Below are 12,847 nucleotides of genomic sequence, written 5' to 3'. Positions count from 1 at the left end.
CGCCTATCGGCCGCGGAGCGACAAGCTGATGCGAGTGACGATGCCGTCCCAATCGTGCTCTTCGCTGGCGGGATAGTTGATCAGCACGCAATGAACTATCCGAGCCGAAAAGTTGCACCGGTCATAGAAGACCTTGTCGCCCTTGTAGCTCGACACCGCGAAAAAGCGGGACGTCACGCGCTTGTACTGGATGCGCGAAGGCGGCTCCTTCTTCGCGAGAAAAACAGCCGGTGAATCGTTGGAGACGTTCGGTACAGCCTGAAGCGTGAAATCGGCTCGGCCGTCGGACGTCCTGAAGCGCTGTCCCCGGCCGTCGGGCAGGCCCGCTTCTTCGGTGAAGATCGAGGCGGGAAAATCGACGGAAGTGCCGGTCGCCGGGATGGTATATTTCGTCCATCTCACCGGCTGTGCCAGCGTGGCCGAGGTCGAGAGCGCGAGAGCGAGAGCCAACGAAACCCGCGCCAGCACCGGCTTGACCGCATCACTGCTCATCTTCGTCGCCTCCGCCAAACTTTTGATGCGGGGAAAAGCGGCAAGACGAATTACGTTCCTGGAGCGTTCGAGTCCCTGGGGATCAATCTGTCCCTTCAACAGGGTCGTTGGGAGAGAGCCACGACAGAGCGGTTTCGACCTTGGCAAGAAGACGCTCTATTTCCTCGCGTTCGTTGGGACCAGGATCCTCCGCAAGCTGGTCCACGAGGTTCTGCTTTTGAGTTAAAAGCTTCGCTATGGTCGACATGGCACGCCTCAAGTCTAGACGGACGTCAGCCGGACTGCAGGACCGGCCATGGCAACACAACCTGCGCCGGCGCGGACGTCTATTGCAGGAAGGTCTGCAGCCGCTTGTCCACTATCGGCCGTCGGCGCTCGTCGCCCACCTCATCCTGAGGCTTCTCGCCTTGAACTTGAGATCGGCCGCCTTTCCGACCAACGCGGCTCCCAACTCTTGAGGCTCTCGACTACGCGCTCACACGGGTTCGTCCGTCGACGTGCTAGATGGCCCGACGGCTGCGACCGGCCACCATACCGTAGACGAACAGCACGATGATGGCGCCCACGACGGCTCCGATCAGTCCGGCACCTTCTCCGGGCCGGTACCAGCCGAGAGCCTGGCCAAGGTAGGTCGCCACGAACGCCCCCACTATTCCGAGAATTGTGGTGAGCATGAACCCGGATGGCTCGTTGTCGCCGGGCATGATGAACTTCGCGATCACCCCTGCGACGAAGCCGATGATGATCGTCCAAATGATTCCCATATCGCTCCTCCAAGCTTGCGCTGCTGCTATCCTGCCGCCGGTGCAGGAAGGCGTCCGTCGGGCGTGTATTTGTCCACGGCTGAAGGAAGCTCGCGAGACAATCTCTCGAGGATCTCCTGCTGCGCCAGCCCGGTTTGCTGCTCAAGTTTTTGCAGGACGTCCGGACCGATCGCCTGCTGAAGTTCGGGCGGGGTGACCTCCCGGTTCGGCCCCTGATTGATCCAGGATTGGGCGGCTTCTCCCTGACCGTTCTGCTTGAAATGCTCGAGCAACTCGCCGATCCCGCCGTTGAGGAGCGAGCCCACGCCGCCGCCACCGACCAGACCGCCCAGATTGCCGAGCATGCCGCTTAGCGAATCCTTAGCGCCGCCCGCCGACTGACCGGAGGTAGCGTTGCGGAACATATCCGCCAACTTGTCCCGGTTTTGGTAACCGGCGAGGGCGAGCATACCCAAGAGGGCAGTCATCGATGGCATTCCGCGGCTCATGTTCGGCTCCTAGCTTGTGTCGCGCGCAAAAAGGCGACCCGCCTGGGCGGGCCGCCGAATGATTTACCTCACGCCGGTGCCATAGAGCTGACGCTCCCTGCGCACCTCGTCCGCGCCGTAAGGCTGGGCGGAGGGATCGTAGCTCTTCCACCCGGCCTTCTGCCAAGCCGCGCTCCGGTCGCGCAGATTGACGGCGGACTGGTTCAGGATCGCTTCGTACCGCGCACGATCAGCATCCGGGACGCGAGCCGAAACCAGCGTGCCGCCGCGCCTGATGCCTTCGGCGTAGAGCGGAGCTTCCTCTTCGGATACACCCGCCTGCGTCAACGCCCCGACGACGCCGCCCGTAGCACCGCCGGCAACGGCACCCAGCGCGGTCGACGCGAGCCAACCGGCCGCAACAACCGGGCCCAAGCCCGGGATCGCCAAGAGGCCGAGGCCGGCGAGCAGCCCGGCGGCGCCGCCGAGGCCCGCGCCGATGCCCGCTCCCGTAGCCGCACCTTCCGCACGATCATCGACCCCATCGCGATCGCGGTCGACCTTCTTGTCGGCGCCGTACCAGTTGTCCGAGTTGTTGGCGACGATGCTCAAATCCGCATGCGGCACGCCGGCCGCCTCCAGGCTTGTCACGGCGCGTTGCGCGTCGGAATAGTTGTCGTAGAGACGTGAAATCGTAACGGTCATGTCGAATCCTTCTCTGTGTTCGGCGCTGCGCGCTCGGTCACCTTGTCGCGTTCACGTTGCCCTGGAAGTCCAGGCTGACCTCGCTTGAGGAGCCGCCTTTGCTGGCCTTACCGCGCCACACGCCCTTGTCGTCCTTCTGCAGGGAGGTGACGTTGGAATAGCCCGCTTCCTCGATCTTCGATTTGGCCTGGCCCTCGGTGAAGCTGTTGGCGCCCGAAACCGGCTTGTCGGAATTGTTCTGGCCGGAGCTGTTGACCGCGTTGTTGTTCGGCCGGTCCGTCGCCGGCGGATTTTGCGCGAAAGACGGTGCGGCCAGAAGCGACGCGGCCGTCAGCATCAGAAGAAATGTCTTGTTCATATCGTCCTCCAATCGTGGCCCATCACAACATGCTTCCGGCGTCGATGTTCCTGTTCAGCGCGGCGGCGGCGAACCCTCACTCATCACCGGCATCACCCGCCAGATCATGCAGGACTATTCGGTCGAGCCTCGGCGCGTCTATGTCGGCGGACTGTCGGCCGGCGCCGCCGCCGCCATCATGGGATCGACCTACGGCGATCTGTAGCCGCGATCGGGGATACATTCCGGACTGGCCTGCGGGGCCGCCACGGACCTTCCCTCCGCGCTGCTCGCCATGAAGCAAGGCGGCGGGCCCGAGGCAGTGCCGAGCGATGGGCCGGCTATTCCGACCAAGGTGCATCGAGGGCGGGTGCAGGACACGCCTATACCCGCACGGTCCATACCGACGCCGCCGGACGCGGAATCCTCGAGCATTGGGAAATCCACGGAGCCGGACACGCATGGTCGGGAGGCAGTCCCGCCGGCTCCTAGACCGATCCGGACGGTCCGGATGCGACGAGGGAGATGCTGCGCTTCTTCCTCGAGCATTCGCTTCCCGACAAGCGAAACTAGAAAGGGTCCGCTTTCCGTCCTGTCGATGGGAAGCGCCCTTCTCGAGATCGCGGGCGAGTTCGACCAGGTCTAGGCGGACTCCCTGCCTCTCGCATCGCTCGACAGGTGCTTCTCCTCGTTTTCGCCTGCGGTACGTTCGTGCTGTTTCTCAGCCGCCGCGAGATCGCCGAGCAGCTTGCGGATCTCCTCGCCGTGTTTGATCCGATCGGCGATACCCGTCCGGAGCGCGGCCGAGTAGGCGACTAGTGGGCGGCCGCACCAAGCTGAATCTGCGCTAATCCTAAGTCCTTAATCCTCCGGAACGAATCCTTCCTAAACCGCTTGGGCCGGTGGAGGATGAAATGGCGCGTTCGGGTCCCGTGATCTTGATTGTCGAAGACGACTTTTTTGTTGCGGATGGACTCCGCCGAGATGCTCGAAAGCGCCGGCTTCGAAGTGATCCAGGCAGCGAATGCCGACGAAGCCATTGCAATCCTCACGGCTCGGTCGGACGTCCATGTCGTCTTCACGGACATCCAGATGCCGGGCTCGATAGACGGCCTGAAGCTCGCCCACTTTGTTCGCCACCGTTGGCCGCCGATCAAGATCGTCGCGACGTCCGGTCATGCGCGGATCGGTGATGACGATTTGCCGGCGGGTAGCGTCTTCCTGCCGAAGCCGTACCGTGGGGCCGAAGTGGTCGCGGCGCTGCGGGGTCTGACCGCCTGATCCGCACTTGATCGGCATCAAAAGTTTTCGCATCCCCCTTGAAACCAAAACCGGGTTTGCTAATTTTTTCGTCGCCACCTGCGGGTGGCTTCCGAAGGTGCCTCCCGGGGCCTCGGAATCGAGACGGGCACCGGTCGTGTCCGGTGCCTCATACCCATCTTGCTCTTTGGAGGATTTGGCTATGCGCACTTACGACTTCTCTCCCCTGTTCCGATCGACCATCGGCTTCGACCGTCTGTTCGACCTTGCCGAGACGGCCCAGCGGGCCGCGGACGAAGGTTATCCGCCCTACAACATCGAACGGCTTAGCGAAGACCGATACCAGATCACGCTGGCGGTCGCCGGTTTCTCGCCCGAAGAAGTCTCGATCACGGCAGAGCAGAACGTCGTCACGATCGAAGGCGGCAAGACCGAAAAGGCCGAGCGCGAGTTCCTCTACCGGGGCATCTCGACCCGGCATTTCAAGCGCCAGTTCAACCTGGCTGACTACGTCCAGGTGAAGGGCGCGACCTTCGACAACGGTCTGCTGAAGATCGAGCTTGTCCGGGAAATCCCGGAGGCCATGAAGCCGCGGCGCATCGCCGTCAACGGCGCAACGCCTTCGGACAACGTCCATCAGATCGAGGCCAAGGCGGCCTAATCGATCCACTGCAGGAAGGCCGCGCGTCCTTCGACGCGCGGCACCGTTCGTCTAAGAATGGAGGAGACCATGCGGCCGACGACCGCTTGCGACGACAACGTTTTCGACCTCAACGCGCTGCTGCACCCCGGGACGGTGTTCGAACATCCCAGGGACGTGCTATCGGACCCTTCTCTGTCGACCTCCGAGAAACGCGCCATTCTAGCGTCCTGGGCATCGGACGCGTCGGCAATCGCGTCCTGCCCGTCGTTGCGGGCGCCGGCCGGATTGAAGGCTCCGGTCACGATCGACGAGATCCTCGAGGCATTGTGCGATCTGGACGGCGGGCCACGCAATCCGCCCGGCGGCAAGCCATTCCGTCTTCGCTCGACGTCTAGAGCTGTGGCCGCTTAGGAGGACGGCACCATGAACGACATCAGTTTGCCTCGGCGCGTCCTGAGCAGGTTCGAACGTCGATGGGAGGCTAGGCTTCCGCAAACCCTCGGCGCCCAATTTCTTCGACATGGCTCGACGATCCGTTCAAATCGCCGCAAGTACGGCGCTTGCTGGAATCTCTAAGGCCGCCGACGCGACGTTGGCGCTTCGGCCTTGCAACAGGCGATGCTATTGACGGCGGCCCTTAAACTTGACGTTCTCTTCGAGAAAGCGCTCGATCTATCTTGCGAGCAAGGTATCCTCGAACTTGGCGAACAGCGCGGCCGGCCCGGGATAGACCTCAGCACACCCGGCCTGGCGGAGCCGATCCTCCGTGAAGCCCCCGCAGAGCACCCCGATGGTTTGGACCTTCGCTCTGCCGGCGGCCTGCGCGTCGTAAGGCGAGTCGCCGACGGCAACCGCGCTGCTTCCGTCGATAGCCAGCTTCTTCAGAACGGCCTCGAATATGTCCGGCGCCGGCTTCGATTCCTCGACGTCGTCGGACGACGTCACCGCGTCGACCAGCTTCGCGATGCGTGCAATATCGAGATACTTTTCGAGCTCGTCCTTCTTGGCAGACGAGGCGATGGCGATCTGGAGGCCCGCGACCCGCGCACGCATGAGGAGGTCGGGCACAGCGGAGAACGGTCGGACCAGCGGTAGATACTTGGCCTTGAAACGTTCGCTCCGCCAGGCAGCGAGCTCCTTGCCATGGTCCCGCTGTGCCTCATCGGACAGAAAGAAGGGAATGAGCTTGTCGCCGCCCTTGCCGATCTGGCTTCGTGCGCGTTCGAAGCTGACATCGTGGCCGAACTTCACCATGGCTTCGTGCCACGCGATTGCGTGCAGGTCCACGGAGTCCAGCAACGTCCCGTCCAGGTCAAAAATCGCAGCGCGTGGCAAATCGAACTTCCTTTCTCTCCGGAAGGAGCGACGTACGTTCCAAATTCCCTAGCGCCGGCGCGCGATCCAAATACCAAGCAAGAACGCGACGAATATCGACTGCAACGGCGCCTTTACCGTCACCTTGCGCAGCTGCTCCGCCCAGCGGATCGCGGCATCTGGCGATGGCGACTGCAGCGGCCGCCGACGCGCACTGGAAGTCTGCTCGATGCCGTCCTGCTCGTTCGTCAGGCCGGAGGCTTCCGTCATGGCCGAGGCTTCTTTCATATCCATGTGGCTCTCCCTACTCCGACGTCAGGCGGACTTCCGCTGCGGCTTGGCCGTGGACTTCTTCGCCGCCGCCTCCTTGGCCGCCTTCTTGCCGGCAATCGGCATCAGCATTTCCTTCTGGCCCGCGGCCGCCTTCTTCGTCTTCTTCGCGGGCTTGGCAGCGGTGGTTTCGGCAGCTGCGCCGCCCACGCTCTTGCGCAACGCGTCCATCAGGTCGACGACGTTCTCGCCGCGCGGGCGCGCCTTCGGCGTGATGGGTTTGCCGGCGCGCTTCTGATTGATGAGGTCGATCAACGCGGTCTCGTACTGATCCTCAAACTTTTCCGGTTCGAACCGCCCGGCCTTCTGGTTCACGATGTGCCTGGCGAGATCCAGCATGTCCTTGGTGACCTTGTCGTCCTGGATCTCGTCGAAATACTCCGCCGGATCGCGGACCTCGTAGGGGTACCGCAGCAGCGTGCCGATCAGCCCCTTGTCGCGCGGCTCGAGGGCGATGATGTGCTCGCGGCTGGTCAGCACCACCCGCCCTATCGCGACCTTGTCCATCTCCCGGATGGTCTCGCGGATCACGGCGAAGGCGTCATGGCCGATCTTGCCGTCCGGACGCAGGTAATAGGGCCGGATCAGGTAGCGGGGGTCGATGTCGGTCCTGTCGACGAACTCGTCGATCTCGATGGTGCGGGTGGACTCGAGCGCGATCTCTTCGAGCTCTGCCTTGCTGACCTCGATGTACTGGCCCTTCTCGAGTTCGTAGCCCTTGACGATGTCCTCGTTGGGCACCTCGTCGCCAGTGTCCGCGTCGACTTTCAGGTATTTGATCCGGTGACCGGTGGCTCGGTTCAGCTGGTTGAAGCTGATCTTCTCGGACTCGGACGTCGCCGGGTAAAGCGCCACCGGGCACGTGACCAGTGACAGCCGAAGGAAGCCTTTCCAGTTGGCGCGGGGGGCCATGATACGCAGAACTCCTGTTCGGGGTGGCTCGGATTCAAGACGAATGGCAGGCGCCGGTTCCGACAGGTCAGCCGCCATCCCCTGAAATCCGTCGGCCTCGGCCGCTGCGCCTTAATCCGGAAAGGTGCCCTTGACTCTTTAGAACGAAGAGGAACATCACCGGATGAACGCGAATCTGAGCAGACCGCCTCCGAGCCCGACGACTTGGATGCCGCTGCCGACCAGGCCATTGCGGCCTGTGGCGGCGACGCCCGGGAGGCGGTGAAGGCGCTGCTCGTGGCCAACGACTTCCTCGAAGCCCGGTTCGAGCAGCTCCGGACGAAGGTATCGACCGGCTGCGCACGAGGAGGCTTTCGCCGGCGCGCCGGCGCAGGGAGCAGGCGGATGAGTGATGACGGTCTCAAGGGTCGCGCCAACGCGGTAAAGAATGCCATCGCGATCACGCGGATGGAGGGCGGCGAGCCATCCGCGTTCGTCCGCGAGCAGCTCGCTCGCTATGTCGCCGGTGACATTTCGCCGGACGAGATGCGCGAGGCCGTGCTCCGACACCACGGAGTGAAGACGCATGTCTGAAGTGACCTACTACGTCGCGCTTCCGTTCGTCATGGCCGATGACGGCCTCGCGCCCGGCGAAGCCGCGGAGTGCACGAGCGCCAACGCCGCCGTCATGCGCGCGGAGGTCCTGTCGCGCAAGCCGGGCTGCGCCGGCGCGCTCGCCTTCAGCCGGACCGGCGACCCTGCCACCGGCGAATTCGGCGATGCCACGGTGATCCGGAAGTTCGGCGACGTGCCCGAGGATCTGAGCACGCTGTGAAATTGCACTGGGTCCACAACGAGATCACCCGCATGCGCGGGCAGATCAGCGCTCAGGAAAGAGAGATCCGGATGCTGCAGCGGGCCGGCCTGGCGACCGCCTCGGCCGAGCTCCTGCTTGCCCGCATGCGAGGGAAGGTCAACGACCTCTGCCGGGAGCGCCAGGCCTTGCGGGCGGTCGCGTCCTCTCCGGATCGGCCCTCCTCGCGTCGCTCTGGATGACCCAGCGGGACGACGAAGGTCATCTGGATGTCTTGTCTTGATCGGAGCCCAGAGCGGCGACCGGCAATCTCCATCCGCGCTGCATCGCCACGACCCGAAGACCGAAGCATAGCGCCGCTCCGACCAGCACGGCCGGGCCGGAAGGCAATTGAAGCCTGTCGGCGATCACGACGATAGCGGCGCCCAGCAGCGCCGCCACGGCATACAAGTCCGCGCGCAGTACGACCGGGATGTCGGCGAGCAGAACATCCCGCGCCATGCCACCACCGATGCCGGTCAGCATGCCGAGCAGAGTTGCCATAACCGGGTTCAGTCCGTGCGCCAGCGCCTTATGCGCGCCGGACACGGCGAACAGAGCCAGCCCCGCCGCATCGAACACCAGCACGGGATTCCAGCGCCGCACCAGGATCGACGGAAACAGGAAGGTGAGTACGCCGGCAGCGAGGGACACGGCCAGATAGCGCCAGTCGTCGATGGCTCCGGGCGGAACGACCCCGATCAGAACGTCGCGCGTGATGCCGCCCGTGTTCGCGGCCACGAACGACAGCACCAGAACTCCGAAAAGATCCAGCTTGCGTTTGACGCCCGCCATCGCACCGCTCAATGCGAAGACGAACGTGCCCGCGAGATCCAGCAGATACGGAAGCGCTTCCAAAACCTCTCCTCCGAGACATCAGCTAGTCCGACCTGGGCGTTGGCCCTGCGGCTGTTGCCTTGGCCGGACAACGTTCGTCAAGCCGGATGGCATCACGCCGCCAACCAGGCCCGCGTTGCGACCACCAGCGTTTCCACGCCCGTGCGCAAGGTCGGGTGGAGAACAGGTGCAAACTTCGGACTGTGGTTGACGGGAAGCTCGTTCAGCCGATTGGCCGCCCTGGCTTTGGCGTACACTTCCGGATCCGTGCCGCCGACGAACCAGAACACCGAGGGCGAATGCCATTCGGTCCCGAACGAGCCGAAGTCCTCGCTCGCCGGCGCCGGCCCCGTCTCGCGCACCCGCTCGCTGCCGAAATGTCTGCGGAAGGCGTCGACGACCCGCTTGCTCGCCTCGCGATCGTTCACGTTCAGCGGATAGTGGTCCAGGGTGGTGATCTCGGGTTTGCGCGGCGCGCCCGAAGCCTCGGCCTCGGCGTTGACGATGCGCTCGATCGCGGCCAGCACGCGCGTACGCACACCTGCGTCGAACGTCCTGACGTTGAGCTTGATGATGGCTTCATCCGGAATGACGTTCTCCTTGGTGCCGGCCTGCAGCGCGCCGATCGTCACGACCGCGGCCTCCGCCGCCGCCACTTCGCGCGAAACGATGGTCTGCAGCCGCATCACCGTCGAGGCCGCCATGATGACGGGATCGATGCTCGCCTGCGGCATGGATCCGTGGGCGCCACGGCCGAAGAGACGGATCTGCAGGCTGTCCGCGGCCGAAGTGATCGCGCCGTGACGTCCCGCGACGGTCCCCGACGGCCCGACCATCACGTGCTGTCCGAGGATCACGTCCGGCTTGGAGAACCTCTTGAACAGGCCATCGTCGATCATGGCCTGCGCCCCTTCCGCCGTCTCTTCCCCGGGCTGGAAAACGGCCATCAAGGTGCCGTGCCAAGTCGATCGCGCCTCGGCCAACAGCCTGGCGGCTCCCGCAAGCCAGGTGACGTGCATGTCGTGACCGCACATGTGGGAGACCGGCACCGTCTCGCCCTCCCGATTGGCTGCCGTCGCCGTGCTCTGATAGGGCAAGCCGGTCGCCTCCTGGATGGGCAGTGCATCCATGTCGGCCCGCAGCATGACTGTCGGCCCGTCGCCGTTGCGCAGGATTCCGACGACCCCGGTCTTGCCGACGCCCGTGGTCACCTCGTAGCCGGCGGCGCGAAGCCGGTCGGCCGCGAGACCTGCCGTGCGGGTCTCCAGCATCGAGAGCTCCGGATGGGAGTGCACGTCCTTGTAGAGGACCTCAAGATCCGGAAGCAGGCCATCGAGGTTTTGCAGGGTTAGATCGGAGCAAATTCCGTCATCGGTACTCATGGGTCGCCATCCCACGCGTCAGAGGACAAAGTCTTCGCCGCTATTGCCGGGTGCGCAAGTAACTTCCGGCAAGTAAAGCTGGGGCACACATGCTAGGGATGCCCGACCGGTCTTCACCACCCTGTTCGGCTTCCCGATCCTAGCTTCGGTGGGACGCGCTCGCGAACGCGGACAAGGCTGCGATCCCCACAGAAACCGTCACTTCTGACCGGACAGCGCCTGGGCGTTCGAATTGTTCGGCTTGTTTTGCTTGTTGGCCTCGTGGTGGCCGATCGCGCAGCCCGCCGCAGCGCCGAGCTTGCCATGACCGGCCATGTGACCGGCGACGCCGCCGACGATGGCGCCCTTGATGCAGCCCTTGGCGTCCGTGCCGGAGGTCGACGCCAGCGCCATCGCTGCCACGCATGCCGCTGTCAGGATCCATTTCATGAGCTTTCTCCAGGGTTCGTTTTCCGGGGGATCAATTCCAACCGGAGGCGGTCGTTCCTGCTGCGAGCACAGTTGGACTGTAGCTCCGCGATCGCTCATCGTCAGCAAAGTCGGCACCAGCCTCGGGATCGGTCTCCAGTCCCTCGGTCCCCTGCCAACTCGCAGCGCTGCCCCGGAGTGCCTCTTGGGTTCCTAAGCGCAACGGCACCTGCACGCGAGCGACGGGGAGGGACATCCAACTGCGGTCGAACGGCGCTCTCGGCGCCGTAGGTCGCGAAGTCAGCGCCGGCCGCGTAGCATCCGCCATGTGCTGGCGATGCCAAACAGCACGATCCGCAACCCGACAACAATCAAGGTGATCTGCAGCCAGATGAACCCGCCGATCTCTCGAAAGACGAATTCAATTCGAGGTCCCCAAGGCGGAGGAATGTTGTCGCCGAGACCTTCGATGCCACGCTGTACCAAGCGCTGGATGCCCGTCAACAATTCAGGCTTTTCGTAGAACGCGGCGACGATGAGCCCCCACGCCAGGAGGACCGTGAAGGCGCGAAATGAATGCACCCTCAAATGATGCCGGATGCCAGTGTAACGATCGTTGCGTGGGGGGACAGCATGGTTTTGACCTCGCCGGGGCCGGAAGCGACCCTCCAAGCGGCCGGACTGAAACTCATCGGGACGCTTACCAAGACTGTGTCGGCGAAGGAAAAGATCGCCGGCCACGATCATGCTGTCAATCGGCTTGCAACGTGGCCAGGCCTCCTCAACGGGCGCTGCCGCTGCTTCGTTTCTGCACGGCCGAACCGACCCCAATAGCCCGGAAAAGGCCGTGAATCGCACGTTTTTCCGATACCTCGTGGCCGGCGCCATCGGTATTGTGCGACGTCACTGGATCACTGATCCTGCAACCGACGAGAGGCGATGTTTCAGGACACGACGGACTTGGCGGCGATGGCCGAAGCCCTCAGCCGCTCGACGGACTACCGGGTGCTGCGCCGCCTAGCCGCCAAGATTCCTCGCGCCGAGACGGCCTACTTCAAGAACAAGCTCGAGCCAAACATCGATGGCCAGACGGTTCAGCTCGTCGGCGAGGTCGACGACGCGAAGAAGCAGCCTTTCCTCGCGAACGCAGCGGGCCTGCTGTTTCCGATCAATTGGCCCGAGCCGTTCGGTCTGGTCATGATCGAGGCGATGGCGTGCGGGACGCCCGTAATCGCCTATCGATCAGGCTCGGTGCCGGAGGTGGTTGAGGACGGAGTGACCGGCTTCATCGTCGATGGTGAGGAACAGGCGATCAGGGCAGTGAAAGAACTGGGCCGGCTGGACAGACGAGTGGTCCGCGCGCGGTTCGAGGAGTGCTTCGCCGCAAGCCGGATGGCGAAGGAGTACGAGGCCCGATATCGCAACCTGATCGCTCGTGGAGGACCCTTCGCGTAAGAGATTTTATCCGCGGCTGACTTATGAGCCGGCAGGAATCGAATCCTTGGCCATCCGTTCCGAGTCAGGGGCAAAGTGGAATTCTAGGGTTGAGGTCGGCTCCAAAGAGGCGCGGCTTGGGACGTACTCCGCGATCGCTCGTAATACCTTCTCTCGGGAGCGCCCGCGAAAAGCATTTCACAGAGTATGCCGCAGACCATGGTTCCTAACGCGGAACTTTTTGCCCCAACACAACATTGGTGGTTGGTGGTAGAGGCTAAGATCATGAGACACGAACCGTCGCCGATTTCAAAATTCTTCGGTGACTTGGCGAACAAGACTTCGGTTGCGGCGGGGCGCGCCTCAACCTTCCTGTTAGCCGCGGGTGTGGTGGTAGGATGGGGCATAAGCGGCCCGCTCTTCCACTTCTCAGACACTTGGCAGTTGGTCATTAATACTGGCACCACAATCGTAACTTTCCTTATGGTATTTCTGATTCAGAATTCGCAAAACCGGGACAGCGCCGCCATTCAGGTAAAGCTGGACGAACTCATTCGCGTGAGCGCAGCGCGCAATAGTCTCGTGGGAATCGAGCACCTCACAGACGATGAGATCGAGGAGCTTCGCTCGAAATGTGAAGCGCGTGCCAAGGCCGAAAAAGCCGGAGATGAGACACTCGACCGGACCCGACAGTCAGCGCGGCGAGCCGCCGAGCAGATCGCCAGCTGAC

General features: G+C 63.4%; 19 protein-coding genes and 3 pseudogenes. 9 read left to right on the top strand and 13 right to left on the bottom strand.

Features of this window, described 5'->3' with window-relative positions:
- Positions 1-3 precede the first annotated feature (3 nt).
- The 6 genes from IVB27_RS39565 to IVB27_RS39540 all read right to left on the bottom strand — a co-directional run bounded on the left by IVB27_RS39565 (position 4) and on the right by IVB27_RS39540 (position 2,786).
- Entirely contained in the window at positions 4-492 is a 489-nt protein-coding gene (locus IVB27_RS39565; RefSeq protein WP_247447960.1) for a hypothetical protein, read from the bottom strand.
- A gap of 82 nt (positions 493-574) precedes the next feature.
- The gene (locus tag IVB27_RS39560) at positions 575-739 is read right to left on the bottom strand and encodes a hypothetical protein (RefSeq protein WP_247447959.1); all 165 of its coding nucleotides are present in this window, start codon (positions 737-739) and stop codon (positions 575-577) included.
- A gap of 253 nt (positions 740-992) precedes the next feature.
- Positions 993-1,256: a GlsB/YeaQ/YmgE family stress response membrane protein gene (locus tag IVB27_RS39555; protein ID WP_247447958.1), complete on the bottom strand. Its 264-nt coding sequence runs from the start codon at positions 1,254-1,256 to the stop codon at positions 993-995.
- A 26-nt stretch (positions 1,257-1,282) separates the two neighbouring features.
- The gene (locus IVB27_RS39550) at positions 1,283-1,744 is read right to left on the bottom strand and encodes a YidB family protein (RefSeq protein WP_247447957.1); all 462 of its coding nucleotides are present in this window, start codon (positions 1,742-1,744) and stop codon (positions 1,283-1,285) included.
- Between the two features lie 63 nt (positions 1,745-1,807).
- Positions 1,808-2,428 carry a general stress protein gene (locus tag IVB27_RS39545; RefSeq protein ID WP_247447956.1) on the bottom strand — a complete coding sequence of 207 codons (621 nt, stop codon included), beginning with the start codon at positions 2,426-2,428 and terminating at the stop codon, positions 1,808-1,810.
- 37 nt (positions 2,429-2,465) lie between these two features.
- On the bottom strand, positions 2,466-2,786 hold the full coding sequence (locus IVB27_RS39540) for a PepSY domain-containing protein (protein WP_247447955.1): 321 nt from the start codon (positions 2,784-2,786) through the stop codon (positions 2,466-2,468).
- A 55-nt stretch (positions 2,787-2,841) separates the two neighbouring features.
- On the opposite strand from IVB27_RS39540, the pseudogene IVB27_RS39535 reads away from it, so the two are divergent.
- The 5 genes and pseudogenes from IVB27_RS39535 to IVB27_RS39515 form a co-directional block, all read left to right on the top strand.
- A pseudogene (locus IVB27_RS39535) lies at positions 2,842-3,338 on the top strand (CE1 family esterase); the annotation flags it as partial.
- Between the two features lie 105 nt (positions 3,339-3,443).
- Positions 3,444-3,584, top strand: a complete 141-nt coding sequence (locus IVB27_RS39530) for a hypothetical protein (protein WP_247447954.1) — start codon at positions 3,444-3,446, stop codon at positions 3,582-3,584.
- Between the two features lie 95 nt (positions 3,585-3,679).
- A pseudogene (locus IVB27_RS39525) lies at positions 3,680-4,046 on the top strand (response regulator).
- A 181-nt stretch (positions 4,047-4,227) separates the two neighbouring features.
- Entirely contained in the window at positions 4,228-4,686 is a 459-nt protein-coding gene (gene hspD, locus IVB27_RS39520; RefSeq protein ID WP_247447953.1) for a small heat shock protein HspD, read from the top strand.
- Positions 4,687-4,755: 69 nt separating this feature from the next.
- The gene (locus IVB27_RS39515) at positions 4,756-5,079 is read left to right on the top strand and encodes a hypothetical protein (RefSeq protein WP_247447952.1); all 324 of its coding nucleotides are present in this window, start codon (positions 4,756-4,758) and stop codon (positions 5,077-5,079) included.
- 261 nt (positions 5,080-5,340) lie between these two features.
- Here the strand turns inward: IVB27_RS39515 and IVB27_RS39510 are convergent, their stop codons facing one another.
- The 3 genes from IVB27_RS39510 to ku are packed head-to-tail and all read right to left on the bottom strand — an operon-like array spanning position 5,341 to position 7,224.
- Positions 5,341-6,003 carry an HAD family hydrolase gene (locus IVB27_RS39510; RefSeq protein ID WP_256468500.1) on the bottom strand — a complete coding sequence of 221 codons (663 nt, stop codon included), beginning with the start codon at positions 6,001-6,003 and terminating at the stop codon, positions 5,341-5,343.
- Between the two features lie 48 nt (positions 6,004-6,051).
- Positions 6,052-6,276 carry a hypothetical protein gene (locus tag IVB27_RS39505; RefSeq protein WP_247447950.1) on the bottom strand — a complete coding sequence of 75 codons (225 nt, stop codon included), beginning with the start codon at positions 6,274-6,276 and terminating at the stop codon, positions 6,052-6,054.
- A gap of 21 nt (positions 6,277-6,297) precedes the next feature.
- Positions 6,298-7,224: a non-homologous end joining protein Ku gene (gene ku / locus IVB27_RS39500; RefSeq protein ID WP_247447949.1), complete on the bottom strand. Its 927-nt coding sequence runs from the start codon at positions 7,222-7,224 to the stop codon at positions 6,298-6,300.
- Between the two features lie 204 nt (positions 7,225-7,428).
- Here ku and IVB27_RS43960 point away from each other — a divergent pair, with 204 nt between their 5' ends.
- A complete protein-coding gene (locus tag IVB27_RS43960) occupies positions 7,429-7,797 on the top strand; it encodes an antitoxin VbhA family protein (protein WP_524536553.1) in 369 nt (122 codons plus the stop codon).
- On the top strand, positions 7,790-8,038 hold the full coding sequence (locus IVB27_RS39490; RefSeq protein ID WP_247447948.1) for a hypothetical protein: 249 nt from the start codon (positions 7,790-7,792) through the stop codon (positions 8,036-8,038). Before IVB27_RS43960 ends, IVB27_RS39490 begins: the two co-directional genes overlap by 8 nt.
- 240 nt (positions 8,039-8,278) lie before the next feature.
- On the opposite strand, the gene IVB27_RS39485 is transcribed toward IVB27_RS39490, so the two are convergent.
- From IVB27_RS39485 to IVB27_RS39470, 4 genes are all read right to left on the bottom strand, one after another.
- On the bottom strand, positions 8,279-8,914 hold the full coding sequence (locus IVB27_RS39485; RefSeq protein ID WP_247447947.1) for a trimeric intracellular cation channel family protein: 636 nt from the start codon (positions 8,912-8,914) through the stop codon (positions 8,279-8,281).
- Between the two features lie 92 nt (positions 8,915-9,006).
- The gene (locus tag IVB27_RS39480; protein ID WP_247447946.1) at positions 9,007-10,275 is read right to left on the bottom strand and encodes a M20 family metallopeptidase; all 1,269 of its coding nucleotides are present in this window, start codon (positions 10,273-10,275) and stop codon (positions 9,007-9,009) included.
- Positions 10,276-10,473: 198 nt separating this feature from the next.
- Complete coding sequence (locus IVB27_RS39475; protein WP_247447945.1) at positions 10,474-10,704, bottom strand: hypothetical protein; 231 nt, start codon at positions 10,702-10,704, stop codon at positions 10,474-10,476.
- Between the two features lie 279 nt (positions 10,705-10,983).
- Positions 10,984-11,430 (bottom strand): hypothetical protein, encoded by a 447-nt coding sequence (locus IVB27_RS39470; RefSeq protein ID WP_247447944.1) that lies wholly within the window; start codon positions 11,428-11,430, stop codon positions 10,984-10,986.
- Positions 11,431-11,685: 255 nt separating this feature from the next.
- On the opposite strand from IVB27_RS39470, the pseudogene IVB27_RS39465 reads away from it, so the two are divergent.
- Positions 11,686-12,138 (top strand): annotated as a pseudogene (locus IVB27_RS39465) (glycosyltransferase); the annotation flags it as partial.
- A gap of 264 nt (positions 12,139-12,402) precedes the next feature.
- Complete coding sequence (locus tag IVB27_RS39460; protein ID WP_247447943.1) at positions 12,403-12,846, top strand: low affinity iron permease family protein; 444 nt, start codon at positions 12,403-12,405, stop codon at positions 12,844-12,846.
- Position 12,847 lies beyond the last annotated feature (1 nt).

This window comes from Bradyrhizobium sp. 197, from assembly GCF_023073375.1.
In the GTDB taxonomy this organism is placed as follows: domain Bacteria; phylum Pseudomonadota; class Alphaproteobacteria; order Rhizobiales; family Xanthobacteraceae; genus Bradyrhizobium.
Note: the sequence above shows the minus strand (reverse complement) of the source record. Positions and strands in the feature narration are given on the sequence as shown.